At 62.9% G+C, this 25,637-nt stretch carries 26 protein-coding genes; 18 read left to right on the top strand and 8 right to left on the bottom strand.

Annotation, left to right across the window (positions count from 1 at the left end; translation table 11 throughout):
* Positions 1–99 precede the first annotated feature (99 nt).
* From VSX56_RS10410 to VSX56_RS10400, 3 genes are all read left to right on the top strand, one after another.
* Positions 100–1,692 (top strand): bifunctional metallophosphatase/5'-nucleotidase, encoded by a 1,593-nt coding sequence (locus tag VSX56_RS10410; RefSeq protein WP_350936904.1) that lies wholly within the window; start codon positions 100–102, stop codon positions 1,690–1,692.
* A 67-nt stretch (positions 1,693–1,759) separates the two neighbouring features.
* Positions 1,760–3,013, top strand: a complete 1,254-nt coding sequence (locus VSX56_RS10405) for a glycerate kinase type-2 family protein (RefSeq protein ID WP_350937106.1) — start codon at positions 1,760–1,762, stop codon at positions 3,011–3,013.
* Between the two features lie 71 nt (positions 3,014–3,084).
* Complete coding sequence (locus VSX56_RS10400; protein ID WP_350936902.1) at positions 3,085–3,507, top strand: OsmC family peroxiredoxin; 423 nt, start codon at positions 3,085–3,087, stop codon at positions 3,505–3,507.
* A 74-nt stretch (positions 3,508–3,581) separates the two neighbouring features.
* Here the strand turns inward: VSX56_RS10400 and VSX56_RS10395 are convergent, their stop codons facing one another.
* Positions 3,582–4,076 carry a DUF6869 domain-containing protein gene (locus tag VSX56_RS10395; RefSeq protein ID WP_350936899.1) on the bottom strand — a complete coding sequence of 165 codons (495 nt, stop codon included), beginning with the start codon at positions 4,074–4,076 and terminating at the stop codon, positions 3,582–3,584.
* Between the two features lie 115 nt (positions 4,077–4,191).
* On the bottom strand, positions 4,192–5,799 hold the full coding sequence (locus tag VSX56_RS10390) for a peptide chain release factor 3 (protein WP_339113105.1): 1,608 nt from the start codon (positions 5,797–5,799) through the stop codon (positions 4,192–4,194).
* A gap of 120 nt (positions 5,800–5,919) precedes the next feature.
* Between VSX56_RS10390 and VSX56_RS10385 the strand changes: the two genes are divergently transcribed.
* Positions 5,920–6,174, top strand: coding sequence for a Rho termination factor N-terminal domain-containing protein (locus VSX56_RS10385; RefSeq protein ID WP_350936896.1), 255 nt, complete (start codon positions 5,920–5,922; stop codon positions 6,172–6,174).
* 12 nt (positions 6,175–6,186) lie between these two features.
* On the opposite strand, the gene VSX56_RS10380 is transcribed toward VSX56_RS10385, so the two are convergent.
* Positions 6,187–7,182 (bottom strand): Hint domain-containing protein, encoded by a 996-nt coding sequence (locus tag VSX56_RS10380; RefSeq protein WP_350936894.1) that lies wholly within the window; start codon positions 7,180–7,182, stop codon positions 6,187–6,189.
* A 146-nt stretch (positions 7,183–7,328) separates the two neighbouring features.
* Between VSX56_RS10380 and VSX56_RS10375 the strand changes: the two genes are divergently transcribed.
* The gene (locus tag VSX56_RS10375; RefSeq protein ID WP_350936891.1) at positions 7,329–8,108 is read left to right on the top strand and encodes an SDR family oxidoreductase; all 780 of its coding nucleotides are present in this window, start codon (positions 7,329–7,331) and stop codon (positions 8,106–8,108) included.
* A gap of 103 nt (positions 8,109–8,211) precedes the next feature.
* The gene (locus VSX56_RS10370; protein ID WP_339113101.1) at positions 8,212–9,318 is read left to right on the top strand and encodes an ABC transporter ATP-binding protein; all 1,107 of its coding nucleotides are present in this window, start codon (positions 8,212–8,214) and stop codon (positions 9,316–9,318) included.
* A gap of 10 nt (positions 9,319–9,328) precedes the next feature.
* Here the strand turns inward: VSX56_RS10370 and VSX56_RS10365 are convergent, their stop codons facing one another.
* From VSX56_RS10365 to ccmI, 3 genes are read right to left on the bottom strand one after another with little or no spacing between them, the layout of a single operon-like run.
* Positions 9,329–9,508, bottom strand: coding sequence for a DUF1289 domain-containing protein (locus VSX56_RS10365; RefSeq protein WP_339113100.1), 180 nt, complete (start codon positions 9,506–9,508; stop codon positions 9,329–9,331).
* 1 nt (position 9,509) lies between these two features.
* Entirely contained in the window at positions 9,510–9,980 is a 471-nt protein-coding gene (ruvX, locus tag VSX56_RS10360; RefSeq protein WP_339113099.1) for a Holliday junction resolvase RuvX, read from the bottom strand.
* On the bottom strand, positions 9,977–11,500 hold the full coding sequence (gene ccmI / locus VSX56_RS10355; RefSeq protein ID WP_350936887.1) for a c-type cytochrome biogenesis protein CcmI: 1,524 nt from the start codon (positions 11,498–11,500) through the stop codon (positions 9,977–9,979). Before ccmI ends, ruvX begins: the two co-directional genes overlap by 4 nt.
* Before the next feature lie 300 nt (positions 11,501–11,800).
* Here ccmI and VSX56_RS10350 point away from each other — a divergent pair, with 300 nt between their 5' ends.
* The 6 genes from VSX56_RS10350 (at position 11,801) to VSX56_RS10325 (ending at position 17,846) form a co-directional block, all read left to right on the top strand.
* Positions 11,801–13,048: a sarcosine oxidase subunit beta family protein gene (locus VSX56_RS10350; protein WP_339113097.1), complete on the top strand. Its 1,248-nt coding sequence runs from the start codon at positions 11,801–11,803 to the stop codon at positions 13,046–13,048.
* A 124-nt stretch (positions 13,049–13,172) separates the two neighbouring features.
* Entirely contained in the window at positions 13,173–13,334 is a 162-nt protein-coding gene (locus VSX56_RS10345; protein WP_339106941.1) for a Sak single strand annealing protein, read from the top strand.
* A 45-nt stretch (positions 13,335–13,379) separates the two neighbouring features.
* The gene (locus VSX56_RS10340) at positions 13,380–13,706 is read left to right on the top strand and encodes a sarcosine oxidase subunit delta (RefSeq protein ID WP_339113096.1); all 327 of its coding nucleotides are present in this window, start codon (positions 13,380–13,382) and stop codon (positions 13,704–13,706) included.
* Positions 13,703–16,654, top strand: coding sequence for a sarcosine oxidase subunit alpha family protein (locus VSX56_RS10335; protein ID WP_350936884.1), 2,952 nt, complete (start codon positions 13,703–13,705; stop codon positions 16,652–16,654). The genes VSX56_RS10340 and VSX56_RS10335 overlap by 4 nt, the downstream gene beginning before the upstream one ends.
* On the top strand, positions 16,647–17,207 hold the full coding sequence (locus VSX56_RS10330; RefSeq protein ID WP_350936882.1) for a sarcosine oxidase subunit gamma: 561 nt from the start codon (positions 16,647–16,649) through the stop codon (positions 17,205–17,207). The genes VSX56_RS10335 and VSX56_RS10330 overlap by 8 nt, the downstream gene beginning before the upstream one ends.
* A gap of 153 nt (positions 17,208–17,360) precedes the next feature.
* Positions 17,361–17,846: a cytochrome b gene (locus VSX56_RS10325; RefSeq protein ID WP_350936880.1), complete on the top strand. Its 486-nt coding sequence runs from the start codon at positions 17,361–17,363 to the stop codon at positions 17,844–17,846.
* A 77-nt stretch (positions 17,847–17,923) separates the two neighbouring features.
* On the opposite strand, the gene VSX56_RS10320 is transcribed toward VSX56_RS10325, so the two are convergent.
* Positions 17,924–18,475, bottom strand: coding sequence for an NADPH-dependent FMN reductase (locus VSX56_RS10320; RefSeq protein ID WP_350936878.1), 552 nt, complete (start codon positions 18,473–18,475; stop codon positions 17,924–17,926).
* Between the two features lie 269 nt (positions 18,476–18,744).
* Between VSX56_RS10320 and VSX56_RS10315 the strand changes: the two genes are divergently transcribed.
* The 3 genes from VSX56_RS10315 to rarD all read left to right on the top strand — a co-directional run bounded on the left by VSX56_RS10315 (position 18,745) and on the right by rarD (position 21,026).
* Complete coding sequence (locus VSX56_RS10315; RefSeq protein ID WP_339113091.1) at positions 18,745–19,344, top strand: superoxide dismutase; 600 nt, start codon at positions 18,745–18,747, stop codon at positions 19,342–19,344.
* Between the two features lie 151 nt (positions 19,345–19,495).
* Positions 19,496–19,963 carry a baeRF12 domain-containing protein gene (locus VSX56_RS10310; protein WP_350936876.1) on the top strand — a complete coding sequence of 156 codons (468 nt, stop codon included), beginning with the start codon at positions 19,496–19,498 and terminating at the stop codon, positions 19,961–19,963.
* 157 nt (positions 19,964–20,120) lie between these two features.
* Complete coding sequence (rarD, locus tag VSX56_RS10305; RefSeq protein WP_350936874.1) at positions 20,121–21,026, top strand: EamA family transporter RarD; 906 nt, start codon at positions 20,121–20,123, stop codon at positions 21,024–21,026.
* 9 nt (positions 21,027–21,035) lie between these two features.
* Here rarD and VSX56_RS10300 read toward each other — a convergent pair whose 3' ends face one another.
* On the bottom strand, positions 21,036–21,596 hold the full coding sequence (locus VSX56_RS10300) for an LOG family protein (protein WP_350936872.1): 561 nt from the start codon (positions 21,594–21,596) through the stop codon (positions 21,036–21,038).
* 142 nt (positions 21,597–21,738) lie between these two features.
* On the opposite strand from VSX56_RS10300, the gene VSX56_RS10295 reads away from it, so the two are divergent.
* From VSX56_RS10295 to VSX56_RS10285, 3 genes are all read left to right on the top strand, one after another.
* Entirely contained in the window at positions 21,739–22,875 is a 1,137-nt protein-coding gene (locus VSX56_RS10295) for a LysM peptidoglycan-binding domain-containing protein (RefSeq protein ID WP_350936870.1), read from the top strand.
* 96 nt (positions 22,876–22,971) lie between these two features.
* Positions 22,972–24,813, top strand: coding sequence for an ABCB family ABC transporter ATP-binding protein/permease (locus tag VSX56_RS10290; protein ID WP_350936868.1), 1,842 nt, complete (start codon positions 22,972–22,974; stop codon positions 24,811–24,813).
* A 128-nt stretch (positions 24,814–24,941) separates the two neighbouring features.
* Positions 24,942–25,586, top strand: coding sequence for a tetratricopeptide repeat protein (locus VSX56_RS10285; RefSeq protein ID WP_339113085.1), 645 nt, complete (start codon positions 24,942–24,944; stop codon positions 25,584–25,586).
* Positions 25,587–25,637: the final 51 nt, after the last annotated feature.

The following is a 25,637-nucleotide window of genomic DNA, read 5'->3' as shown; positions in this document are numbered from 1 at the left end:
AGCGGCGAAAATCGGCCTCACCTCGGGGCAATGTCACACAGAGTTTTGACAGTCCGGTCAAATTTGCGAGACTGGCGATGACCTGAGTGGAGGATTTTGATGTCTACAGGATTTCTGAAAACGCGCGTGGCGGGAATTGCGCTGATGGCGGGGCTTACGGCCGCAGGTGCTGCCCATGCCGATTATACGCTGACCATTCTGCACACGAATGATTTCCATGCACGCTTCGAACCGATCAACAAATATGATTCGACCTGTTCCACCGAGGATAATGACGCGGGGGAGTGCTTTGGCGGCACCGCGCGTCAGGTGACGGCGATCAGGGAGGCGCGTGCCAAGGCCGAGAACTCGATCCTCGTGGATGCGGGCGACCAGTTCCAGGGCACGCTGTTCTATACCTATTACAAGGGCAAGGCGTCGGCCGAGTTCATGGATATGATGGGCTATCAGGCGATGGTCGTGGGCAATCACGAGTTCGATGACGGGCCGGAGGTGCTGGGTAAATATATTGACGCGCTCGATTTCCCGATGCTGATGGCCAATGGCGATGTGTCGAAAGAGCCCGCGCTCGATGGCAAGATCAAGAAATCGGTGGTGCTTGAGGTGGGCGGGCAGAAGATCGGCCTGATCGGGACTACCGCGCAGGATAACGCGATCCTGTCGAGCCCGGGCAAGAACATCACCTTCTCGGAGCCGGTGCCTGTCATCAAGGAAGAGGTAGAAAAGCTCAAGGCCGAAGGCGTGGACAAGATCATCCTGCTGTCGCATTCGGGCTATTATGTGGATCAGGAAACCGCCAAGGCGGTGCCGGATCTGGATGTGATCGTGGGCGGCCATACCCATACGCTTCTGGGCGATATGGAGGGGGCAGAGGGGTCCTATCCGACCATGGTTGGCAAGACGGCGATTGTCACGGCCTCGGCGCATAGCAAATATCTGGGCGATCTTACGGTCACCTTCGATGATGCCGGTGTGGTCAAATCGACCGAAGGTCAGCCGATCCTGCTCGATGCCTCGGTCGCCGAAGACCCCGAGGCCAAGGCGCGTCTGACCGAGCTTGCCAAACCGCTCGAGGAGATCCGCCAGAAGGTGGTGGCGCAATCCACCGATGCCATTGACGGCTCGCGCGATGTCTGCCGCCTGAAGGAATGCCCGATGGGCGATCTGATGACCGATGCGATGATTGAACGTGTGAAGGATCAGGGCATCACCATCGCGATCACCAATGGGGGGGGGCTCCGGGCCTCGTTGCCGGCGGGGGATGTAACGATGGGCGATGTGCTGACGGTATTGCCGTTCCAGAATACGCTTGCCACATTCGACGCGAAAGGCTCGGTCATCGTGGCCGCGCTGGAAAATGGCGCGAGCCAGATGGAGGAGGTCGCAGGGCGCTTCTCGCAGGTGGGCGGGCTGAAATATACCGTGACGCCGTCGGCCGAGGCCGGATCGCGCATCTCGGATGTGATGGTCATGAAGGATGGAGACTGGGCGCCGATCGACCCCGAGGCCACCTATGGTGTAGTGACCAACAACTATGTCCGCGCGGGCGGTGATGGCTATGCCATGTTCGGGACCGATGCTACCAATGTCTACGACTATGGCCCCGATCTGGCAGATGTGCTGGCCGAATACATGGCTGCAAACGGGCCGGTGAAACCCTATACCGATGGCCGTATCACGGTTGCCGAGTGACATGACGGGGGGCAGGTGACTGCCCCCTTTTCTATTGCAGGAGGTTTCCTTGGTCCCGAAAATACCGATGCCCGAACCCGTCGCCCTGTTGCACAGACTGTTCAACGCCGCCGTCGCCGCCGCCGATCCGATGATCTGCGTGCCCGAAGCGCTGGGCCCCAAACCCGACGGCCGCGTGGTGATCGTGGGGGCGGGGAAGGCCTCGGCGCGGATGGCCGAAGCGGTGGAATCGGTCTGGGGGCCCTGTGAGGGGCTGGTGATCACCCGTTACGGCTATGGCCGCCCGACCAAGGGGATCGAGATCGTCGAGGCTGCGCATCCGGTTCCCGATCAGGCGGGCGTCGAGGCCACGCGCCGGATGCTGGATCTGCTGGAGGGGCTGGGCGAGGATGATACGGTCATCGCGCTCATCTCGGGCGGTGGGTCGGCGCTTTTATGTGCGCCTGCGGGGGAGATTACTCTGGCCGAGAAACAGGCCGTGAACCGGGCCTTGCTGGAATCGGGTGCCACGATCGACCGGATGAATGTGCTGCGCAAACATCTGAGCCGCGTGAAGGGCGGGCAGCTGGCGGCTGCGGCCTATCCGGCCCGGATGCGCACGCTGATGATCTCGGATGTGCCCGGAGATGATCCGGCCTTCATCGCCTCGGGGCCGACCGTGGGCGATGCCACGACCTCCGCCGATGCACGCGCGATTGCCGATATGTTCAAGCTGGATCTGCCCGCATCTGTGCGGGCGGTGCTGGACGGGCCCACCGGTGTGGTGGCTCCGGGCGATCCGCGCCTTTCGCGTGCCACGACCGAGATTATCGCCGCGCCTAGCGTTTCGCTCGAGGCCGCGGCCGAGCTTGCGCAGACCGAAGGGATCGGTGTCGAGATCCTGGGCGATGCGCTCGAAGGCGAGGCCCGCGATCTGGCCGCGAAACAGGCCCGTCTGGCGATGGATCTCTCGGCCAAGGGCACCAAGCCGCTTCTGTTGCTGTCGGGCGGCGAATGCACCGTGACCCAGAGAGGCAAATCGGCCACGGCCAGTGGCGGGCCGAATGCCGAATATATGCTGGGGCTGGCGCTGACGCTTGCGGGCGCACCGCGGATCTGGGCGATGGCCTGCGATACCGATGGGGTGGATGGCTCGGCGGAGGTGGCGGGCGCATGGGTGGGCCCCGGCACGCTGACCCTTGCCCATAGGCTGGGTGTGAGCGCCCCGGAGGCGATGGCCGTGCATGACAGCCACGGGTTCTTCGCCGCTCTTGGGCAGCAGGTCGTGCCGGGCCCAACGCTGACCAATGTAAATGACTTCAGGGCAATCCTTATCCTTTAGCCGGGGATGGAACAGGAGGGCAGGCGGCGGCGTTATCCATGCAAGTTACACAAGTTCTGAAGGAGACAGATATGATCGTCAAACGCGGCTCCGCCCATTGGGAAGGCACCATCAAAGAGGGCAAAGGCACCGTTTCGACGCAGTCGAAAGCCCTCGATGCCCAGCCCTACGGCTTCAACACCCGTTTCGAGGACAAGCCCGGCACCAATCCCGAAGAGCTGATCGGTGCGGCCCATGCGGCCTGTTTCTCGATGGCGCTTTCTGGCCAGCTGACCGGTGCGGAGATTACCGATGCGGTGATCGAGACCACCTCGAAAATCTCGATGGATAAGGAAGGTGACGGCTTTGCCGTGAAATCCTCGGAGCTGACCTGCAAGGTCACCTCGGCGGGCGATGCCGAAAAGATCCGCGCGGCGGCAGAGGCGGCAAAGGCCGGTTGCCCGATTTCGAAACTTCTCAATTGCGAGATCTCTCTGGATCTGACGGTCAACTGATCCGTCCCGCCCGAGAGATGCAGAACGCCCGCCGGATTGGCGGGCGTTTTTCTATGTGTGGATCAGATGGGGGATCAGGCGGGGCGCGGATCCGGCGGTGGCAACGGCCCGCCTCTGGTCAGACCCTGCGCCATCGCCTCGGCCCGCAGGCTGGCGATCCGCTCGATCACATGGCTCTGGGCGGCATCCGCTGTCTCGGCAAACTCGACTCCCGTCAGCACGAAACGCAAGCGCGGGGACTGCGCGGCCAGTGCCTCGAGCCGCTCGATCACCAAAAGGCCATGGGCGTTGATCACATCCTCCAACGGCCCTGCAGCCAGCATCACTGCCTCGGCAGGGGCCGACAGGCGGGGCAGGGCCAGCTCGATGAACTGCAGGATATGCTCGGGGTAATCGGTCAGCTCGAAGACACACAGTTCGGCCCAGCTGGCCTCCTCGGTCTCCGCCAGAGGCTTGCGCAGATCCTCGAGCCAGCAGGCCAGCAGCGCCTCGAGTGTCACGATATCGTCCGGCGCGGTTGCGGCATCGCAGAGGCGAGTGACCAGATCGGGGGGGAGAGGCGTCGTCATTCGCGGTTCTTTCTTTCGGGAACGGCCATTGGCGCGGTGGAGCGCCATATTCGGGCCGACCGTCGGGGGAGGGGCAAGATAACGCAAACGCCCCCGCTGAACGGGGGCGGGCGCGTTATTGCATCAGCTCTTTGGTCGCCGAAAGCGTGACATCGGGATAGTCGCGCACAACGCGGTCGATGTCCCATTGCAGGCGGGTCAGGAAGACCGGATCGCCGTCATTATCGGTGGCCATATGCTGCTTGTTGGCATTGACCAGCTTCTCTGTCGCCTCTTCCTTGCCCAAGACCCAGCGGGCCGAGGTGAATTGCGAGGGCTCGAACCGCACCGGAATGCCGTATTCCAGCTCGATCCGGCTTGCCAGAACCTCGAATTGCAGCGCGCCCACGACGCCCACGATGAAGCCCGAGCCGATCATCGGCTTGAAGACCTTGGCGGCGCCTTCCTCGGCAAACTGCATCAGTGCTTTTTCCAGATGCTTGCCCTTCATCGGGTCGGTCGCCCGCACCGATTGCAGGAGTTCCGGCGCAAAGGAGGGGATGCCGGTGATATGCAGCATCTCGCCCTCGGTCAGCGCATCGCCGATGCGCAGCTGGCCGTGGTTGGGGATGCCGATGATATCGCCACCCCAGGCCTCCTCGGCCAGTTCGCGGTCGGCGGCGAGGAAGAGCACGGGGTTCGAGATCGCCATCGGCTTTTTCGAGCGTACATGGGTCAGTTTCATGCCGCGTTCGAAATGCCCCGAGATCAGCCGCACGAAGGCCACGCGGTCGCGGTGCTTGGGGTCCATATTAGCCTGCACCTTGAACACGAAGCCCTGCACCTTCTTCTCGTCGGGCGCGATCTGGCGTTCGGCGGCATTGGCGAATTGCGGCTCGGGGCCGTAATTGCCGATCCCGTCCATCAGTTCCTTCACGCCGAAGCTGTTGATGGCCGAGCCGAACCAGATCGGGGTCATATGGCCCTCGAGGAAGGACTGGCGGTCGAAGGCCGGCAGCAGCTCGCGCGCCATCTCGATCTCCTCACGCAGCTTGGCCAGCAGATCTGTGGGAATATGGTCGGCCAGTTTCGGGTCGTCGAGCCCGTCCAGCTTGATGGATTCCGCCACCTTGTTCCGGTCCGCTCGGTCCATCAGCTCGAGACGGTCATTGAGCATATCGTAGGCGCCAAGGAAATCGCGGCCAACACCGATCGGCCAGGAGGCCGGTGCCACATCGATGGCGAGGTTTTCCTGGATCTCGTCGATGATCTCGAAGACCTCGCGGGATTCGCGGTCCATCTTGTTACAGAAGGTCAGGATCGGCAGGTCGCGCAACCGGCAGACCTCGAAGAGCTTCTGGGTCTGGCTCTCCACGCCTTTGGCCCCGTCGATCACCATGATCGCCGCATCCACCGCCGTCAGGGTCCGGTAGGTGTCTTCCGAGAAATCCGAGTGGCCGGGAGTATCGACCAGATTATAACGGAAGTTCTTGTAATCGAAGGACATTGCCGATGCCGAGACCGAGATGCCGCGATCTTTTTCCATCTGCATGAAGTCCGAGCGCGTCCGGCGTGCCTCGCCCTTGGCGCGGACCTGTCCGGCCATCTGGATGGCGCCGCCGAAAAGCAGGAACTTTTCGGTGAGTGTGGTCTTACCAGCGTCGGGGTGCGAGATGATCGCGAAGGTCCGGCGGCGGGCGATTTCGGGCGGGAGTGCGGGACGGTTGCTCATGATGCGCCTCATACAATGGCGCGGCACCTATGGCAATTGTGAAGCGCAGGGTCGGGGCAGGGTATGAGGGCCCTCATCCGCAGCGGGAACCGGAGGGGCCCGATGACGGTTTTGTCCCCAAAGGAGGACATCATGGCCAATCCCAGTCTGAAGGACGAAGATCTCTACCAGACCCTGCGCGAGGAGGGAATGTCGAAGGAAAAGGCGGCGCGTATCTCGAATGCGAAGGCCAACCCGAACATGCACCCGTCGCAAAAAGGTGGCAAAGCCCCGCCCTATGAGGACTGGACCAAAGCCGACCTCTACGCCCGTGCGCAGGAGATCGGCATCGATGGCCGCTCGAAAATGTCGAAACCGGAGCTGATCGACGCGCTGCGCACCCATTAGGGGCGCCACATCTCAGCTCTTCTTGCGGCTGAACAGCTTGTCGCGCCCGACCTTCTCAAGGAGATCGCGCCCCGCCTCCGTGCCGAAATGCGGCTTATGCGCCAGATCGGGCAGGCGCGCGCGGATATCGGCGGTCAGCTGGTCGGGCATCTGCGAGAGGCTTGCCTTGGTCACCATCAGGCTCTCGATCGGAATTCCTTCGGCATAGATGATCTCGTGCCGGTCGAAAATCAGCGCGTAGTAATCGACATAACCGCCCTCGCGCCGCCAGACATGCTCGTCATCGACGAGGTGTTTGGCCTGCACCAGTAGTTCGGCGGTCGTGCCGATGCGGGCTTGGCCACGGCGATAGAGAAACAGCCGATGATGCGGACTGACCACCAGATCGCCTTCGTTGCCCAGCGTCCCGCGCGAGATCACGACGGGGGCGAAGCTGCCAAAGGCACGCATGGTGGATTTGGTCACAAGGCGCAGGGGCTGCGGGCCGTTGTCGCGGGTCAGGATGCGATCACCGGTTTTCAGCGCCTCGATCGGACGCTGCGCGCCGCCCGCGATGGTAATCATGGTGCCTGCGGTAAAGGCCACGCAGATCAGATCGGTCAGCCGCGCCGAGCCGGCATCCTCATGTGCCTCCAGCAGCGTATAATCGACCCGCGCGGCAATCGGCGACATGGGCAGCGCGTAAAGCGTATCATCCGCGCGATTGATCAGAAGCAGGATATCGACGCTATCGCCTTCGGGGGCCATCAGCACATGGCGCGAGACCAGTTCGAGCGCGTCGCCTTCTTGCCCGACCTCGGAGCCCGAGGCGATCAGTTGCGCGTCACCCTCGATCTCGACCATCAGTTTCATCGGCACGGCCTCGCGGTCGAGTTGGTAGATATCGCCCGGCACACAATATTCGGCCAGATCCAGCCCGTCGCCCTGATTGGCACCGGCTGTCACCCAGAAAAGGCTGGCATCGAAGACGTGAACGGTTTGGGTCGTTTGCAATGTCGCGTGGCTCATGGAATGGCAGTATCTTGGCTTTGGGCCTTGATGTTAACCTATATTCCCTGACGATGACTTAAGAAAGGCGTGACTGTGTCAATCCTGGGCTTGCGGCGGGGACTGCAGGTGATAGCTGTTGGAGGATTTGATGACAGGAGGGGCCGATGGATCTGGGAATTTGGGATAAAAAGGCAATCGTATGTGCAGGCTCCAAGGGGCTTGGGCGCGGCTGTGCCGAGGCGCTGGCGGAGGCGGGCGTCGAGATCGTGCTGAATGCGCGATCAGCGGATGTGCTCGAGGCGACGGCGCGGGAGATCGCCGGAAAATATGGCGTGAAGGTCACGCCGGTTGCGGCCGATATCACGACCGAAGATGGCCGCAAGGCGGTTCTGGCGGCCGGCGAGGGGGCCGATATCCTTGTCAATAACGCGGGCGGCCCGCCCCCCGGCCTCTGGTCGGACTGGAACCGCGACGATTTCATCAAGGCGCTCGATGCCAATATGCTGGCGCCGATCGCGATGATGCAGGCGGTTCTGCCGACCATGATCGATCGCGGCTGGGGCCGGATCGTGAACATCACCTCGCAATCGGTCAAGGCGCCCATCGCGCAGCTGGGCCTGTCGAATTCGGCGCGTTCGGGGCTGACGGGTTTTGTGGCGGGAACCTCGCGGCAGGTGGCAGGCTATGGCGTCACGATCAACAACATGCTGCCCGGTATCCACGCGACCGACCGCGCGATCTCGCTCGATAGCGGCGTGATGAAGGCCGAGGGCATCAGCATGGAGGAGGCACAGGCGCGCCGTGCCAAGACCATTCCGGCAGGGCGCTACGGCACTTCGACCGAGTTCGGTTCGATGTGCGCGTTCCTGTGCTCGCAGCATGCGGGCTTCATCGTGGGCCAGAATATCTCGCTCGATGGCGGGGCGGCCAATATCTCGGTGTGATCGCGTCGGGGCGGGGCGGTCGCCTTGCCCCGATCGCAATATTGGCAAAGCTTGAGCTTTTCTCTATGGATTGCCTCACGATGTGCCACGCGACAGGACCGAGATGACTGCAACCGCCCCGACCCCGCGCCTCGACGTGACCCCGCGCCTCGAAGTGCAGGGGCTTTTCCGTTCGTTCGAAGGGCGGGAGGTGGTGCGCGATGTGTCTTTCTCCATTCAGGCGGGGCAGGTGACCTGCCTGCTGGGTCCGTCAGGCTGTGGCAAATCCACGACGCTGCGGATGATCGCGGGCGTTGATATGCAAGATCGCGGCAAGATCTTTGTCGATGGCCAGCTGATCTGCGATACCGTGTTCCGCGTGCCGCCGGAGCGCCGCGCCATCGGGTTGATGTTTCAGGATTTCGCGCTGTTCCCGCATCTGTCGGTGGCCGATAACGTGGCCTTCGGGCTCTCCGACCCTGCGCGCGAGAAACGGGCACGGGTCGAGGATCTTTTGGCGCGCGTCCATCTGGCCCATCATATCGACCATTTCCCGCACGAGCTGTCGGGGGGCGAGCAGCAGCGTGTGGCACTGGCCCGTGCGCTGGCGCCGCGTCCGCGTATCCTGTTGATGGACGAGCCTTTCTCGGGGCTCGACGAACGGCTGCGCGACGATATCCGCGACGAGACGCTCTCGCTTCTGAAGGAGGAAGGCACCGCCGTTCTGCTGGTCACCCACGAGCCGCAGGAGGCCATGCGCATGGCCGACGAGATCCTTCTGATGCGCGGCGGGCGGATCGTGCAGGGCGGGGCGCCCTATAACCTTTATAATGCGCCGGTGGATCGGGCGGCGGCGGCGTTCTTCTCGGATATCAATGTGATCCGCGCCCGTGTGCAGGGCGCGCTGACCCGCACCGCCTTTGGCGAGTTTCTGGCCCCCGGTCGGGCCGACGGGTCCGAGGTGGACATCGTGATCCGCCCGCAGCATCTGAAGATCGATTTCGACCGTGCCGGTCAGGGGCCACTGCCCACGCCGCAGGACGGCACCGCCGCGCGCGGCGTGGTGGAGCGCGCCCGTTTCATGGGGCGCGAGAGCCTTGTGGAATTCCGGATGGACTATGACGGCTCGGTGCTCAAGGCCACCGTGCCCAATGTCTTCCTGCCCAAAGCGGGCACGCCGATGTGGCTGATGATCCGCCGCGACCGCTGTTTCGTCTATCCGGTCGGTTGATCGCGGAGCCCTAGTTACGGGCCGCTTCCTTGCGGCGGCGCGGCAGGTCCTTGAGGATCTTCTGGCGTTCCATATGCGACATGGTTCCCCAGCGCGCAATCTCGTCGATCTTGCGGTGACAGTCGAGGCAGGTCTGGCTCGGCTGGTCGAAGCTGCAGATATTGCGGCAGGGGCTCTTGATGCGCGCCATATCAGCCTCGCAGATTGGCCAGCCGGTCGAGCGCGCCCTGCAGGATGAAACTCGCCGCCACATTGTCGATCCGCTCGGCGCGTTTGGCGCGCGAGAGATCTGCCTCCAGCATGGCGCGTTCGGCGGCCACGGTAGACAGGCGTTCGTCCCAATAGCCGATGGGCAGTTCGCACATGCGGGCGATATTGCGGGCAAAGGCGCGCGTCGATTGCGCGCGCGGGCCTTCGGAGCCGTCCATATTGCGCGGCAGGCCGAGGATGATGGCGCAGGTCTCGCGCTCGGCCACGATCTTGAACAGCGCCTCGGCATCGGCGGTGAACTTGGTGCGCTTGATCGTCAGGATCGGGCTTGCGACCGAGCGCAGCATATCGGAGCCCGCAACCCCGATGGTCTTGGTGCCCAGATCGAGCCCGAGGATCGACCCCATACGGGGGAGGGCTGCTGCGAATTCGGCGATATCTTCGTGGATCATTGGTCGAGCCCGAGCTCCTTGGCGGTGGCGATCACCTCCTCTAGCGCGGATTGATCCGCGGCCAAAGCGGTTTGTGCCTTGGCCAGAAGATCGTGCGCACGGTCTTTCTGGTTGAGGGTCATCAGGGCGCGCAGGGCGCGGGTCCATTCGGCGGCCGAGCCGCCATCGGTTTCCAGCCGCGAGACCAGCCCGTCGACCATGCCCTGAATCATCTGCTGGCGATCCTGCGCCGACAGGCTCTCGGCATTTTTCACATCCTCTGCTGATGGACCGGGCAGATCGGCGGTGACATCGGCAGGCCATGTGCCCTTGGCCGCCTGATCCAGGAGCTTTAGCGCCTCGGGGGCCTTGGCGAAGGTGCCACGCGCCTCCGAGAGGATCGCGGTGACCTGATCATCGCGCCCCAGAAGCCGCAGCCCCGCCAGCAGCGTCGCCCAATCCTCGGCGCTACCGCCCTGATTGGCCATGCGGGCCTGAAGCGCATCCACCTTGTCGCCAATCGCGCCCGCGCGTTGTGCCTGCGGCAGTTTCTGGGCGGCGACCAGATCGCTCAGGCTCGGGCCGTCGCGGCCTAATTCGGGCGGCTGGTAATCGGGCTGGCCTGCGAGCCACGCGATGGTAGGCATATTGGCGAGCATCGGTTTCACCCAGTCATCCGAGGCCTTGCTATCGGTCAGAAGCGCATCCCAGATGCGGAAGGTCCGGTCGGGGCGGCCGTTCTGGGCCATCATCAGCCCGATATAATACCGCGCCCGCCCGTTGGTCTTATCTAGCTGCACGGCCTGACCGAAGGCGGCCTCGGCCTCGGGGGTCACCAGACCACCCGCCGCGATCACCATATACTCTCCGAGGTCGGCCTGATCATCGGCTGTGGCCTTGTCGCCCAGCACCTTGATCAGCTGTTGTTGCGCCGCGACACCATCGGCGAAATTGCCCATCGTGATCTCGTTGCGCGCCAGAAGACGCAGGCCCTGCGGATCATCGGGGCGGTCCTTCACGGCCTGACGCAGCTTGTCCATGAGGGCTGCGAATTGTGCATCGACCTTGGGCTTTTGGAAGGTTTTGGCAAAATCGGCCTCGGCCTGATCCTGATGGGGGCGGCCCAGATAGCTCTCATCGGCCAGAGCCAGGCGGGTGCCGATGGGCTGGTCGGCATAACCGTCATCGCCCAGATAGGCATAAAGCGCGACGGCCCCGCCCAGACAGGCCAGAATCACCACGCTCGCCGCGATCCGCGCCGTTTTCGGGGAGCGCGGCGGACGGGCGGCAGCGCGGGCTGCGCGATCGGCCTCGAGGAGCTTGCGCGAGATTTCGATCCGCGCGCGCCCGGCATCATCTTCGGAGAGGGTGCCACGGGCGCGGTCGCGATCGACCTCGCTCAGCTGATCGCGATAGACGCGCATATCCGCGCTCTCGGTGATGTCGTTTTCATCCCCTTCCATGCGCAGGCGCCAGAGCGCCGACAGAAAGACCAACGCCACGAGCAGCAAGACAATCGCGACTACAATCCAGAACAGCATAACCCAATCCCCTTCATTCCTGTCTCCCTTAGGGAAATTCGTGGAGGGACGGAAGCCTTATAGAGCGCGTGGCGGGAACGAGACCGTGATCCGCGGCCCTTCCGGAGCGGGTCTGCGGCACCGGTATTCGCATGGCGAATGCCTGTTATGTGTCGCGAAATCGCGTCATTTTAAACGCGTGTCGCATTTAGACGAAAAATGCCGCGACTGGCGGGGTTTCCTCGGGCGCTCGGGTCCATCAAAAAGGAGAAGACGGGCGGTGACCCGTGTTGGATGATTTCAGGACAGGAGAGCCGGGGCATGCGGAAATATTCCATCTTTGCCGTTGCGCGCGAGGCGATGCGCTATCACGCCGGATGGGAAAAAGCCTGGCGCAGCCCAGAGCCCAAGCGCAAATACAAGGTCATCGTGATCGGCGCGGGCGGACATGGTCTGGCGACCGCCTATTACCTGGGCAAGGTCCATGGCATCAAGGATGTCGCGATCATCGAGAAAGGCTGGCTCGGCGGCGGCAATACGGGCCGTAACACCACGATCATCCGCTCGAACTACCTGCAGGACCCTTCGGCCGGCATCTTCGACAAGGCGCTCCAGCTCTACGAGGGCCTGAGCCAGGACCTCAACTACAATATCATGTTCTCGCCGCGCGGCCTTCTGATGCTGGCGCAATCCGAGCATGAGATGCGCGGCTACAAGCGCACCGTCTATGCCAACCAGCTGCAGGGCATCGAGACCAAGTGGATCGGGCGCGAAGAGGTCAAGAGCCTCGTGCCGATTCTCAATATCGACGGGCCGCGCTATCCGGTGCTGGGCGCGCTCTATCAGGAGCGCGGCGGCACCGCGCGCCACGATGCGGTCGCATGGGGTCTGGCACGGGCCTGCTCGAATATGGGCATGGATATCATCCAGAAATGCGAAGTCACCGGCATCCGCACCGAAAATGGCGAGGTGCGCGGCGTCGACACCACCAAGGGCGCGATTGACTGCGAGAAGCTGTCGATTGTGACCGCAGGGCATGCGGGCACCGTGGCCAATATGGCGGGCTTCCGTCTGCCGCTCGAATCGGTGGCGCTGCAGGCTTGGGTGTCTGAACCGATCAAACCCTGTATCGACGTTGTCGTGATGGCGAACCTCGTGCATTGCTATATCAGCCAATCCGACAAGGGCGAGTTGGTTCTGGGCGGTGGCATCGATCACCCCAACAACTATTCGCAGCGCGGCTCGTGGTATACCATCGAGGAAACCGTGCGCTCGCTCGTCGAGACCTATCCGATTGTCTCGCGGCTAAAAATGCTGCGCCAATGGGGCGGGATCGTGGATATTACGGGTGACCACTCGCCGATCCTGTCGAAAACGCCGGTCAAGAACATCTTCGTCAATTGCGGCTGGGGCACGGGTGGCTTCAAGGCCATTCCGGGGTCGGGCTGGGCGATGGCCGAGCTGATCGCCAAGGGTGAGCCGGGACCGCTGGCCAAGGGCTTTGGCCTCGACCGCTTCACCGAAGGCCGTTTCGTGGACGAATCCGTGGCCGCAGGGGTGGCACACTGATGGGCACGGTGTCGGTCTGGGCAGGGCATCTGCCTGCCACGGCAGAAAAAGATATTTGCGGGCGGAACCATTCCGCTCACGGCTCTGTTACGCCTCTGAACATGCTTCAGAAGGAATACGACACATGTCCGAAGGTAACGGTAGCGGCAACACCAAGAGCTTCCTCATCGGGGCGCTCATCGTCATCGTCGCGGGCCTTGGCTGGTATATCTGGTCGGGCGGCGATGTCCCGCAAAAGGATGAGCCCGAGATCCAGATCGATCTGCCGGGTGACAACAACAACTAACGGGCGCAGCACCCAGGCGCGCCCCCGTCTTCAGGGAGCGCGCATATGCTGATCCTTCAATGCCCCTGCTGTGGCATCAAAGCCGAGGAAACCGAACTGCATTATGGCGGCGAGGCGCATCTGACGCGCTTCGGGCCGGGCTCCAGCGATGCCGAGTTCGAGAACTATCTCTTCACGCGCAAGAACCCCAAGGGCGTCCATTTCGAACGCTGGCGCCATTCCGCAGGCTGCGGCAAGTGGTTTTTGGCGGCGCGCTGCACCGTGACGCTGGAAGTCTTTGCGACCTATTCGGCCCAGACCAAAGAGCCGCCGCAAGACGTCATCGACGCCATCCGCGCCAAACGCCCCGACTTCGAAGGTTACAGCAAATGAGCACCCGTCTGTCCAAAGGCGGTCGCCTGATCGACCGCGCGAAATCCCTGACCTTCACCTTCAACGGCCGTCCGATGCGCGGCTATGCGGGCGATACGCTGGCCTCGGCCATTCTCGGTAATGGCCAGACGCTGCTCGGCCGCTCGTTCAAATATCACCGTCCCCGCGGCCTCGTGGGCTCCGGTGCCGAGGAGCCCAACGCACTCGTGGGTCTGGGCCGCAATGCCCGTTTCGAGCCCGACCAGCGCACCACCACGACGCTCCTCTTCGATCAGGCCGAGGTGAAGACCCAGAACCACTGGCCGAGCCTCGAGACGGATGTGGGCATCATCAACGACAAGCTCTACAAATTCTTCCCCGCAGGCTTCTACTACAAGACCTTCATGGGTCCGAAAGCCGCATGGAAGCATCTCTACGAGCCGATCATCCGCCGTGCGGCGGGTCTGGGCGATGCGCCCAAAGAGGCCGATGTCGACCGCTACGAACAGATCTATGCCTATTGCGACGTGCTGGTTGCGGGCGGCGGCGTGGCCGGTATCGCGGCGGCGCTGAAGGCTGCGGGCGAGGGCAAGCGCGTCTGGCTGGTCGAACAGACCGCCGCCTGGGGCGGTCGTGCGCCGGTCGATGGCGGCCTGATCGAGGGCATGGAGCCGCAGGCCTGGATCGATGCCTCCATCGCCAAACTGGAAGCGATGGACAATGTCACCCTGCGCACCCGCTTCATGATTTCGGGGCTCTATAACCACGGTTACGCTCTGGGCTATGATACCGCGGGCGATAGCGAGCCGGGCTCCGGCAAGCCGCGTCACCGGTTGTGGCGGATGCGCGTGGGCAAGGTCGTGACCGCGACCGGCGCGATCGAGCGTCCGCTGTCCTTTGCCTGCAACGATGTGCCGGGCGTGATGTTGGCCTCGGCGGTGCGCGACTATGTCGTGAACTGGGCCGTAAGCCCGGGCGACCGCACCGTTGTGGTCACCAATAACGACGATGCCTACCGCACCGCCAAGGTGCTTCTGGATGCGGGCCTTTCGGTGCCTGCGATCGTGGATGCCCGCCCTGCGGCAACCGGCGCATTGGCGGCGGAGCTGAAGGCGCGCGGCGTGCGGATCCTCGAGGGCCGTGGCATCACCAAGGTGCTCGGCTCGAAAGCCGTGACCGGCGTCGAGATCTGCGCCCAGAACGGCGAGGGTGGCGTTATCGAGACCATCGCCTGTGACTGTGTCGCCATGTCGGGCGGCTGGTCGCCGGTCGTGCACCTGTGGTCGCATGTGGGGGGCAAGCTGAACTGGGACGAGGCGCAGGCGATGTTCGTGCCGAACCTCGCGGCGCCGCCGCTCAGCCATGATGGCGCGGCGCTCTGCGAGCCGGTCGGTGCGGCCAATGGCAAGCTGTCGCTCGCGGATATCGGCACCGAGGCGGGCGTTGATATGCAATGCGAACCCGAGGCACCGATGATGGCGGTCTGGCAGATGCCTGCGGGCGCGCCCGAGGCACTCAAGTTCAAGTCCTTCCTCGATTTCCAGAACGATGTGAAGGTCTCGGACGTGCAGCTGGCCGCGCGTGAGGGCTATGAATCGGTCGAACATACCAAGCGCTATACCACGCTCGGCATGGCCACTGATCAGGGCAAACTCTCCAATATCAACGGTCTGGCGGTTCTGTCGGATGCGCTGGGTCAGGCGATCCCCGCCACCGGCACCACCACCTTCCGTCCGCCCTATACGCCGATCTCCTTCGGTGTGGTTACGGCAGAGGCCCGCGGCGATCTGTTCCAGCCGCTGCGCCGCACACCGATCCAGGACTGGCACGAGAAGATGGGCGCCCATTGGGAACCGGTCGGCCAGTGGCGCCGCCCCTATACCTATGCCAAAGCGGGCGAGACGCATCGCCAGTCGGTCAATCGCGAGATCCTGAATACCCGCGAGAATGTGGGGATGCTCGATGCCTCGACGCTGGGCAAGATCTTGGTCAAAGGGCCGGATGCGGGGAAATTCCTCGATATGCTCTATACCAACATGATGTCCACGCTGAAGGTCGGCAAATGCCGCTATGGCCTGATGTGTAACGAGAACGGCTTCCTGATGGATGACGGTGTGGTGGCGCGCCTGTCGGAGGACACCTTCCTCGTGCACACTACCTCGGGCGGTGTGGCGCATATCCACGACTGGATGGAAGACTGGCTGCAATGCGAGTGGTGGGACTGGAAGGTCTATACCGCCAACGTGACCGAGAACTACGCCCAGATCGCCGTGGTCGGGCCCAAAGCCCGCAAGCTTCTGGAGAAACTCGGCGGCATGGATGTGTCCAAAGAGACGCTGCCCTTCATGGAATGGAAAGAGGGCGAGCTGGGCGGTATTCCGGTGCGCATCTTCCGTATCTCCTTCTCGGGCGAGTTGTCCTACGAGATCGCGGCCCCTGCCAATATGGGTCTGGCGCTTTGGGAGAAGCTCTATGAAGCCGGTCAGGAATTCGGCGTGATGCCCTATGGCACCGAGGCGCTGCACGTCATGCGCGCCGAGAAGGGCTTCATCATGATCGGCGACGAGACCGATGGCACCGTGATCCCGCAGGATCTGGGTCTGCATTGGGCGATCTCCAAGAAGAAGGACGACTTCCTCGGCAAACGCGCCCATGCCCGTAAGGCCATGGCCAGCCCCGATCGCTGGCGTCTGGTGGGGCTCGAGACGCTGGACGGCTCGGTACTGCCTGATGGCGTCTATGCACCCGCGCCCGGCAATAACGATATGGGCCAGCGCAATACCCAAGGCCGCGTGACCTCGACCTATTACTCGCCGACCCTCAAGAAGGGCATCGCGATGGCGCTTGTCCATCGTGGTCCCGAGCGGATGGGCGAGGAGATCGAGTTCCAGAACGAAACCGGTCTCGTGAAATGTCGGATCGTCGATCCGGTATTCTTCGACAAAGAAGGAGCAAAACAGGATGTCTGAGGCAATGACCGCTGTAAGTGCGCTGAATGGCAAGACGGTGTCCGGTTTCTGCACCGTGGCGGAAGGGGGCCTGCAGGGGATGATCACCCTGCGCGCCGATTTCGGGTCAAAAGCACTTGCCGATGCGCTGGAATGGCTGGGGCTGTCGCTGCCCGAGCCGCGCAAGGTGATCTCGAAGGGCGCGAAATCGGTGCTGTGGATGAGCCCCGACGAGCTTCTGATCCTCGTGCCCTACGCCGATGCCGTCTCTGTGGCGCAGGCGATGGAGACCGCGCTCAAGGGCGAGCATTTCCTTGTGGCCAATGTCTCCGAGGCGCGTTCGATCTTCACCGTGACGGGGGCGCGTGCCGCCGAGGTAGTGATGAAGATCTCGCCCATCGATTTCGCGATGATGGCAAAGGACGAGGTGCGCCGCACCCGCACCGCCCAGACGGCGGCGGCGGTCTGGTGGTCGGGCGAGGAGCAGCTCTCGCTCGTCTGCTTCCGCTCCTACGCCACCTATCTGATGGGCTTGCTGGAAGTCAGCGCGCGCAAGGGTGGCGAACTCTTCTGAAATCCGTTCCGATGACGGAAGAAAACGCGCCGGGGGGCCTTCCCGGCGCGTTTTGCGTTTCCGGTTCTACCGTAAGCCTCCTGTAAGCCTCGGGTTGCAGTCTGCGGTGGTTGCGGAAGATCGCTCCGCGTCTGTCGAAGGGAAAAGGCTGTGATGGCACGAAGAACGGGATATTCAGGGATCCAGATCCTGCTGCATTGGGCTGTGGCGGTGTTGGTGGTATTCAACTGGTTCTATAGCGAGGGCATGGGACGTGCGGTCGATAACCGCCTTGACGGCAGCACGGGCCCGCTCGAGCTCAACCCGCAGATCCATGTCTGGGTGGGCGTCGCCGTTCTTGTGCTGGTCGTGGTGCGTTTTGGTCTGCGCAAGGCCCGCGGGGGTCCTGACGTTCCGGGTCAGGGGCTTTTGCATGTGGCAGGCGTCTGGGGGCATCGCCTTCTGTATGTCCTGCTCTTTGCCGTGCCGCTTCTGGGGATGGCCATGTGGTTTGCGGGGATCGATGCGGCGGGCGATATCCACAAGCTCTGCGCCGACGCTCTGCTGATCCTTGCGGGGGCGCATGCCGCGATGGGACTTTTCCACCACTATGTCCTGAAGGACGGTCTCATGGCGCGGATGATGCGGCCCGAGAGCTGAGCCACCACACGCAAACAGGAAGGGCGCCCCGCGGGGCGCCCTTTTTCTGTCTTGCCAACGCGATCGGGCCAGCGCGATCAGGCCAGCTTCTTGATCCAGGCATCGAAGGCTTTCATGATCGTCCCCATGAAGTCTTTCGTACCGTCATTGGTCATGTTCCCCGCCTCGTCGAACAGCGTATGGATGCCGCCGATATAGGCTTCGGGCTGTTGCAGCACCGGCATATCGAGGAAGACGAGCGACTGGCGCAGATGGTGGTTGGCGCCGAATCCCGCGATGCCGCCCATCGAGCCCGAGACCACAAGCGCCGGTTTGCCGGCCCAGACGCTCTCGCCATAGGGGCGCGAGCCCACATCGAGCGCGTTCTTGATCGAGGCCGGGACCGAGCGGTTATATTCGGGCGTCACGAACATCACGGCATCGGCGGATTTGATGTCGCCGCGCAGGCGTGTCCAGGCTGCGGGCACATCGCCCTCGTCCAGATCGGGGTTGTAGAGCGGCAGATCGCCGAGTTCGACAAAGGCGAACTCGTAGCCTTCGGGGGCCTGCTCCACCAGCGTCTGCGCGATCATCCGGTTGAAAGAGCCTTTGCGCAAAGACCCGACAAGAATAGCAATTTTCTTAGACATCTCGATCTCCAGTTGTCGGGCATCAGGCCCGTTTGATCCAAAGCTAGGCCTGTGCCCATCTTCCGGCAATCTTCCATTTCGGGACAGAAACTGTGCAGGGTTGCACCACGGCAGGCAAACCTTTCAAACTGATGCGCAATGCCCTGAAATAGTTGAGGGAAACACTGCAATAAGCCCCTGATCGCCGGATGACCCCCCTTGACCTCCTCGGTTAGCGGGCTTCTATTGAGCGCGAAGACATTCACTATCTGTCAAGAAGGGGTTTACCCATGGCTTTCGAACTTCCCGCACTTCCCTATGCTCATGACGCACTTGCCGATCTGGGCATGTCGAAGGAGACGATGGAATATCACCATGATATCCACCACAAAGCTTATGTCGATAACGGCAACAAGCTGATCGCTGGCACCGAATGGGAAGGCAAATCGGTCGAAGAGATCATCAAGGGCACCTATAACGCGTCGGCTGTCGCGCAGAACGGTATCTTCAACAACGCCTCGCAGCACTGGAACCACACCCAGTTCTGGGAAATGATGGGCCCGACCGGCAAATCCATGCCTTCCGAGCTGGAAAAAGCGATCACCGAGTCCTTCGGGTCGGTCGACAAGTTCAAGGAAGAGTTCGCAGCCGCTGGCGCAGGCCAGTTCGGTTCGGGCTGGGCGTGGCTCGTGAAAGACACCGATGGCGCGCTGAAGGTGACCAAGACCGAGAATGGCGTGAACCCGCTCTGCTTCGGCCAGACCGCACTTCTGGGCTGCGACGTGTGGGAACATTCCTACTACATCGATTTCCGCAACAAGCGTCCGGCCTATCTGTCGAACTTCCTCGACAAGCTGGTCAACTGGGAAAACGTTGCCTCGCGCCTGTAATCGCGAGCGGCAGGTTTTCGGGAAAGGCGTCCTTCGGGGCGCCTTTTCTTTTGCGGCACGGGTTCCCACTCAGCCGTGAACGCGCGTGTCGGAACGGCCCGCCACTGCGCGCGTTTTCCTCTCACCGAATATGGAGAGAAGGAGGCCCCTCATGGCCAAGTTTGACACCAAGAAACTCGAGACCGGAACATGGGTGGTGATCGCCGATGGCGAGAAGGCGCTGTTTCTGGAGAACATCACCGATTCCAAAGACCCCAATCTCGAGGTCCGAGAGGTAAAGACGCAGGACAACCCGCCCGACAGTGCACAAGGCACCGACCGACCGGGGCGGATGGCCGATAACGGGCCGGGCCAGAAATCCGCCTTTGACGAGACCGACTGGCACCAGCTCGCCAAGGACCGTTTCGCCGAGGATCTGGCCGAGCAACTCTACAAGCTCGCCCATAAAGGCGCCTTCAAGCGCCTCGTGATCGCCGCCAGCCCCAAGGTGCTGGGTGTATTGAGGCCTGCGCTGCACAAGGAGGTCGCCGACAAGCTGGTGGCCGAGATCCCCAAAACCTATACCAACGCTCCGCGCGACCAGATCGAACGCTGGCTTTGCGCCGATCTTGCGGCCTGAGCGCGGCCTATCCACTGGTTGACCTGACGCCGTCCCTTGAGGGGCGGCGTTGTTTATTGGCGTCCGGTATCAAGCAGGCTTATCATCATGGGTTGTCAATGACGGGCGAAAAGCGCAAGAGCCGGTCCTAGGAACGCGAGTGATAGTGGAGCGGGAAATGATGAGCGAGGCAGGAAAAGGTGTGATCGCGATGGTCGTCTGCTGCACGATGTGGGGCCTGTCGGGGCTCTTTTTTGCCGTGCTGCGCGAGGTGCCGGTGATCGAGGTTCTGGCGCATCGCACGCTCTGGTCGGCGATCCTGTTCCTAATTATCCTCGCCCTGACGGGACGGCTGGCGGCGCTGCGCGAGGCGCTGCGTCCGCGCTCTTTGATGATTATCGCCCTGGCCGCGATCTTTATCAGCGGCAACTGGTTCACCTATGTCTGGGCGATCCAGCATAATCACGCGGTAGAGGCCAGCTTCGGCTATTATATCTTTCCGCTCCTGTCCGTGCTTCTGGGGGTGCTCGTGTTGCGCGAGAGGCTAGGGCGGTTGCAGCTGGCCGCGATCGCGCTGGTCACGCTGGCGGTGCTCTATATGGGCATTGCCGAGGGTCATGCGCCGGTGATCCCGCTGGTGATCGCGGTGACGTTCGGGCTTTACGGGCTGATAAAGAAGCAACTTCGCACCGAGCCTCTGGTTACCGTGACGGTCGAGGTGCTGGTGCTGGCACCCATTTCAGCAGTCTATCTGCTGGGGCTGGAACTGGGCTGGTTCGGTCCCGCCCATTCGGGCCATTTCGGGCGCGATGCGACCGAGACGGCGTTTTTGCTCCTGTCTGCGGGCATGACCGCCGTGCCGCTGATGCTGTTTTCCTACGCCGCCCAACGCCTGCGGCTGGCGACGGTCGGGCTGATGCAATATCTCAACCCCAGTCTGCAGCTTTTCGTTGCGGTGCTGGTGCTACAGGACCCGCTCTCGCAGGTGCAGATGGTGGTGCTGCCTCTAATCTGGGTGGCGCTGGCGCTCTATTCGGTGGCGGGGTTCAGGGCAGGGGCGCGCAAATCCGCGCCCGCGCCCTGAGATCCGCGATCAGGCGTCGAATGTTCCGGCCAATGCCGCTTCCAGCTCGGGCACGGTATCGGCCCAGATCAGGAACTCGCCGATGCTCGGATCGGCAAACCCCTCGTTGATGAACTGATCAATCAGGGCGCGCAGGGGCTCCCAGTAGCCGTCGGTATTGAGGATCAGGATCGGCTTACCATGCAGCCCGATCTGGCGCCATGTGAGCACCTCGAAGATCTCGTCGAGCGACCCAGCCCCCCCCGGCAGGAGCACGATCGCATCCGAGTTCATGAACATGACCTTTTTGCGCTCGTGCATGGTCTCGGTGACGATATAGGTGGTCAGATCGCGCTTTCCGACCTCGCGCGAGAAGAGATGCTCGGGGATCACGCCGAAGGTGGCACCGCCTACCTCTTGGGCCGCGCGCGCCACCGTGACCATCAACCCCACATCACCCGCGCCATAGACCAGTCGCCAGCCGCGCTTGGCCAGCATCTCGCCTGTCTTGGTGGCCGCCTCCGCATAGCTTTCCTTCGCGCCAAGACGCGATCCACAGAAGACGCAGACGGAGATTTGGGGCTGGGTCATGGGGTCTCTTTCCTTTTTTCACGGAATATCAGCGTCTTTGAGCGTAAATTGCCCGTAATAACGTGTTGTATGGTCATACGCGCGCCGCTAGGCTCTCGCAAGGGAAGAGCGCGGGGTGCGGGTCCCGAGGAGTTCGCATGCCATGAGTAACATTTCCACGACACGGACCGTTATCGGCGCAGGCGTTGCCGCTGTGGCCGTTCTTCTGGTGCTGCTGGGGACGCAGCGTTCCGTCGATCCGGTGCAGGAGAGCGGAGCGAGCCCCGAGCCCGCCAAAGAGGTCCGGGCGGTGGATGGGGTGACACAGGCGGCCTCTTCGCAGGATATGCCCGCACCGCAGACCCCCGAAATGTCGGAGGACCCCGATATGGGCCGGTTCGACAATCTCCATGTCGCCTCTGACGGGGCAGTGACGCTGGCCGGTCGGGCCGCCCCCGATGCGAGGGTCGAGATTCTGGTCGATGGCGAGGTCATGGCCGAAGCCCGGAGCGATGCCGATGGAGCCTTTGCCACCCAGTTCGATGTGGTGCCCTCCGGCGAGCCACAATCGGTGGGCCTGCGGATAACGCCGGCAGGACAGGCGCCGGTGGAGAGCCCCGAGAGTCTGCAGATCGCGCCCTTGGAACCGCAGGCGCTTGCGGCGGCGACATCCGATGCCACGATGCCTGCGAACATCGCCCAGCCCGCATCCTCCGTGGCATCCGCTCCGGAGGCGGATATGGCCGCCGCGCCGGTAAGCGCGGTCACCGAGCCGCCGCGCTCCATCGTGACCGACGCGACCAGTGCCCGCGTGCTGGGTCCGGCGCTCGACCGTCTGGCAATCGATACGCTCTCCTATGATCCACAGGGCGAGGTGGTGATCGCGGGGCGCGGTCTGGCCGAGGATGCCCAGCTCGTCATCTATCTCGATAACAAACAGGTGGCGCTCTCGACGCCTGCCGCGCGTGACAAGACGGGCTGGCAACTGAGCCTGCCCGATATCGCGCCCGGCACCTATCGGCTGCGCGTCGATGCGGTGGATGCGGATGGCAAGGTCGTCTCGCGCGCCGAGACCCCCTTCCTGCGCGAGACGCCCGAAAGCCTCGCCAATGCGGTGGCAGACAGATCGGGAGAGGGCACCAGGATCCTGACCGTTCAGCCCGGCAATACGCTCTGGGCGATTGCGCGCGAGACCTATGGCGACGGGTTCCTCTATGTGCGGGTGTTCGACGCCAATCGTGACCAGATCCGCAATCCCGATCTGATCTATCCCGGACAGGTCTTCAACCTGCCGCGCTGAGCGGGCGATAGCGGGGTGTCTGACGCGGGGGTGCTTGGCAATATGCGTGGCGTTCTTTAGGGTCGCGCTTCGCCATCCAGCCGAAAGACGCCAGATATGCCGCCCGATACCTCCCTGCCTTCCGATGCCGCCAGAGCCGACCGCAAGCGTGGGATGAAGCTGATCCGCTTCATCCTGCCCTATCTCTGGCCCTCGGATGCGGCATGGGTGAAGCGCACTGTGGTCTGGGCGATGCTTTTGCTGGTGGGGGCCAAGGCGGTGACGCTGGGCACGCCCTATCTTTACAAGCTAGCGGTTGATGCCCTGTCCGGCGATGCCCGCGATCCGGCACTTCTGCTGCCTCTGGGAGCGGTATCGCTGACCGTGGCCTATGGCGTGGCGCGGTTTCTCTCCTCGGGGGTGAACGAGCTGCGCAATGCCATCTTCGCGCCGGTCAGGATGCGCGCGCTGCAGGGGATGGCGATCCAGACCTTCCGCCATATGCATGCGATGTCGCTGCGCTTCCATATCGGGCGGCGCACAGGGGCGCTCTCGCGCATTATCGAGCGCGGGGTGAAGGCCATCGAGTTCGTGCTCTCGTTCCTTTTGTTCAACATCGTGCCGCTGATCATCGAGCTGGTTTTTGTTCTGGTAATCTTCGCGCTGGCCTTCGACTGGCGCTATGCGCTGGTGCTGTTGGTCACGATTGCCGCCTATGTGAGCTTCACGCTGAAAATCACCGAATGGCGGGTGCAGGTGCGCCGCGAGATGAATGCCGCCGATCAGGAGGCCAACCAGAAGGCCATCGACAGCCTGCTGAATTTCGAGACGGTAAAATATTTCAATGCCGACCGTTGGGAAACCGACCGCTATGACGTCTCTATGGATCAGTATGCGAAGGCCGCGATCCGCACTGACCGCTCGCTGGCCTTTCTCAATGCCGGTCAGGCGCTGATCATCTCGGCGGGGCTCTGTGCAGTGATGGTGATGGCGGCGATTGAAACCATGCGCGGCACCCTCAGCGTGGGGGATTTCGTGATGGTGCAGGCCTACATGATCCAGATCACCACACCGCTGAACTTCCTGGGCTCGGTATATCGCAATATCCGGCAGGGCCTGACCGATATGGGCGAGATGCATGATCTTCTGGAACAGCAGCCCGAGGTGCAGGACAAGGCAGGGGCCACTGCCTTGCAGGTGCAGGGCGGGCGGATCTCCTTCCACGATGTGCACTTCCACTATAGCCCCGAACGCCCCATTCTGAAGGGGATTAGCCTTGATATCGCCGCAGGGCAGACTGTGGCGCTGGTCGGGCCGTCGGGGTCTGGAAAATCCACCATCGGGCGGTTGATGTTCCGGTTCTACGATGTGACGGGCGGGGCGATCACCATCGACGGGCAGGATCTGCGCGATGTGACGCAGGGATCGGTCCATGATGCGATCGGGGTCGTTCCGCAGGATACGGTGCTGTTCAACGACACGGTGGGTTACAACATTGCCTATGCGCGCCCGCAGGCCACGCGCGAGGAAGTCATTGCCGCCGCCAAGGCCGCCCGCATCCATGACTTCATCGAAAGCCTGCCCGAGGGCTATGACACGCAGGTGGGCGAGCGCGGGCTCAAACTCTCGGGCGGCGAGAAGCAGCGCGTGGGGATCGCCCGCACCATCCTGAAGAACCCGCCGATCCTGCTTCTGGACGAGGCGACCTCGGCGCTCGACACCCAGACCGAGCGCGATATTCAGGCCTCGCTGGCAGAGGCGGGGCAGGGGCGCACGGTGATCACCATCGCCCACCGCCTGTCGACTATCGTCGATGCGGATCAGATTGTCGTGATGGAGGCGGGACGCATCGTCGAGCAGGGCCGCCACGAGGCGCTGCTTGCCCAAGGGGGGCGCTATGCCCAGATGTGGGCGCGACAATCGGCGGAAATCGATCACGAAGATGGCTCGCAGGCCTGAGCGCGTGAGCAGCTGCCCTTGCCGCGACCTCCGGCTTGCGTATAAGTAGTGCCGGACAGATGCGGGCAGCGATGCCCGAGCGGCGGGAATCTTGCATTTCCGCAGACAAAGACGAAGGAGGCCCGCCTGTGAGCGAGACCGACAGCTTTATCGACGAAGTCACCGAAGAGGTGCGTCGCGACCGTCTTTACCGCGTGCTCAAGCGCTGGGGCTGGCTGGGCGTGGTTGCCGTGATCGCCATCGTAGGCGGGGCGGCATGGAACGAGATCCAGACCAGCAAGCATGATGCCGCAGCCGAGAGCTTTGGCGATAGCGTGATGGCCGCCGTGCAGGGCAAGGAGCCGCTGGCGGCGCTCAAGGGGATCGAAGCCGATGGCGCGCGCGCCGGCGTGCTGGATCTGATGGCAGGCTCGCAGGCTATCGATGACGGCAAGCGCGACGCGGCCGTGACCCATTTTCAGGCAGCCGCCGACAATCAGGCATTGCCTGCCAGCCTGCGCGATATGGCGCGGCTCAAGCTGATCCTTGCGCAGGGGGCAGATATGCCCGCTTCCGAGCGCGATGCGATGCTGGCCGATCTGGCCAAGCCCGGCGCGCCCTATTCGGAACTGGCACAGGAACAGCAGGTTCTGGTGCTGGTCGAGGCCGGCAAAACCGACGAGGCGATCAAGCGCGCGCAGGAGATGCTGCAGGAGGCCGGTCTGACCTCTGGCGTGCAACAGCGCCTGACACAGCTGATTACCGCCCTAGGTGGTGAGACGAAGCAGGGGTAAACCCCTCGCGCGGGCAGGTTGCCCGCGCCATTGCGATGTAACATTGACGGC

This window comes from Thioclava kandeliae, from assembly GCF_040297545.1.
Taxonomy (GTDB): Bacteria; Pseudomonadota; Alphaproteobacteria; order Rhodobacterales; family Rhodobacteraceae; genus Thioclava; species Thioclava kandeliae.
The sequence above is the reverse complement of the archived record's forward strand: the minus strand, read 5'-3'. Positions and strand labels throughout refer to the sequence as shown.

Bases quoted from the DNA above. Each gene is read 5' to 3' on its own strand.
- VSX56_RS10410 (WP_350936904.1), top strand. From the start codon at position 100: ATGTCTACAGGATTTCTGAAAACGCGCGTGGCGGGAATTGCGCTGATG.
- VSX56_RS10405 (WP_350937106.1), top strand. From the start codon at position 1,760: ATGCCCGAACCCGTCGCCCTGTTGCACAGACTGTTCAACGCCGCCGTC.
- VSX56_RS10400 (WP_350936902.1), top strand. From the start codon at position 3,085: ATGATCGTCAAACGCGGCTCCGCCCATTGGGAAGGCACCATCAAAGAG.
- VSX56_RS10395 (WP_350936899.1), bottom strand. From the start codon at position 4,076: ATGACGACGCCTCTCCCCCCCGATCTGGTCACTCGCCTCTGCGATGCC.
- VSX56_RS10390 (WP_339113105.1), bottom strand. From the start codon at position 5,799: ATGAGGCGCATCATGAGCAACCGTCCCGCACTCCCGCCCGAAATCGCC.
- VSX56_RS10385 (WP_350936896.1), top strand. From the start codon at position 5,920: ATGGCCAATCCCAGTCTGAAGGACGAAGATCTCTACCAGACCCTGCGC.
- VSX56_RS10380 (WP_350936894.1), bottom strand. From the start codon at position 7,182: ATGAGCCACGCGACATTGCAAACGACCCAAACCGTTCACGTCTTCGAT.
- VSX56_RS10375 (WP_350936891.1), top strand. From the start codon at position 7,329: ATGGATCTGGGAATTTGGGATAAAAAGGCAATCGTATGTGCAGGCTCC.
- VSX56_RS10370 (WP_339113101.1), top strand. From the start codon at position 8,212: ATGACTGCAACCGCCCCGACCCCGCGCCTCGACGTGACCCCGCGCCTC.
- VSX56_RS10365 (WP_339113100.1), bottom strand. From the start codon at position 9,508: ATGGCGCGCATCAAGAGCCCCTGCCGCAATATCTGCAGCTTCGACCAG.
- ruvX (WP_339113099.1), bottom strand. From the start codon at position 9,980: ATGATCCACGAAGATATCGCCGAATTCGCAGCAGCCCTCCCCCGTATG.
- ccmI (WP_350936887.1), bottom strand. From the start codon at position 11,500: ATGCTGTTCTGGATTGTAGTCGCGATTGTCTTGCTGCTCGTGGCGTTG.
- VSX56_RS10350 (WP_339113097.1), top strand. From the start codon at position 11,801: ATGCGGAAATATTCCATCTTTGCCGTTGCGCGCGAGGCGATGCGCTAT.
- VSX56_RS10345 (WP_339106941.1), top strand. From the start codon at position 13,173: ATGTCCGAAGGTAACGGTAGCGGCAACACCAAGAGCTTCCTCATCGGG.
- VSX56_RS10340 (WP_339113096.1), top strand. From the start codon at position 13,380: ATGCTGATCCTTCAATGCCCCTGCTGTGGCATCAAAGCCGAGGAAACC.
- VSX56_RS10335 (WP_350936884.1), top strand. From the start codon at position 13,703: ATGAGCACCCGTCTGTCCAAAGGCGGTCGCCTGATCGACCGCGCGAAA.
- VSX56_RS10330 (WP_350936882.1), top strand. From the start codon at position 16,647: ATGTCTGAGGCAATGACCGCTGTAAGTGCGCTGAATGGCAAGACGGTG.
- VSX56_RS10325 (WP_350936880.1), top strand. From the start codon at position 17,361: ATGGCACGAAGAACGGGATATTCAGGGATCCAGATCCTGCTGCATTGG.
- VSX56_RS10320 (WP_350936878.1), bottom strand. From the start codon at position 18,475: ATGTCTAAGAAAATTGCTATTCTTGTCGGGTCTTTGCGCAAAGGCTCT.
- VSX56_RS10315 (WP_339113091.1), top strand. From the start codon at position 18,745: ATGGCTTTCGAACTTCCCGCACTTCCCTATGCTCATGACGCACTTGCC.
- VSX56_RS10310 (WP_350936876.1), top strand. From the start codon at position 19,496: ATGGCCAAGTTTGACACCAAGAAACTCGAGACCGGAACATGGGTGGTG.
- rarD (WP_350936874.1), top strand. From the start codon at position 20,121: ATGATGAGCGAGGCAGGAAAAGGTGTGATCGCGATGGTCGTCTGCTGC.
- VSX56_RS10300 (WP_350936872.1), bottom strand. From the start codon at position 21,596: ATGACCCAGCCCCAAATCTCCGTCTGCGTCTTCTGTGGATCGCGTCTT.
- VSX56_RS10295 (WP_350936870.1), top strand. From the start codon at position 21,739: ATGAGTAACATTTCCACGACACGGACCGTTATCGGCGCAGGCGTTGCC.
- VSX56_RS10290 (WP_350936868.1), top strand. From the start codon at position 22,972: ATGCCGCCCGATACCTCCCTGCCTTCCGATGCCGCCAGAGCCGACCGC.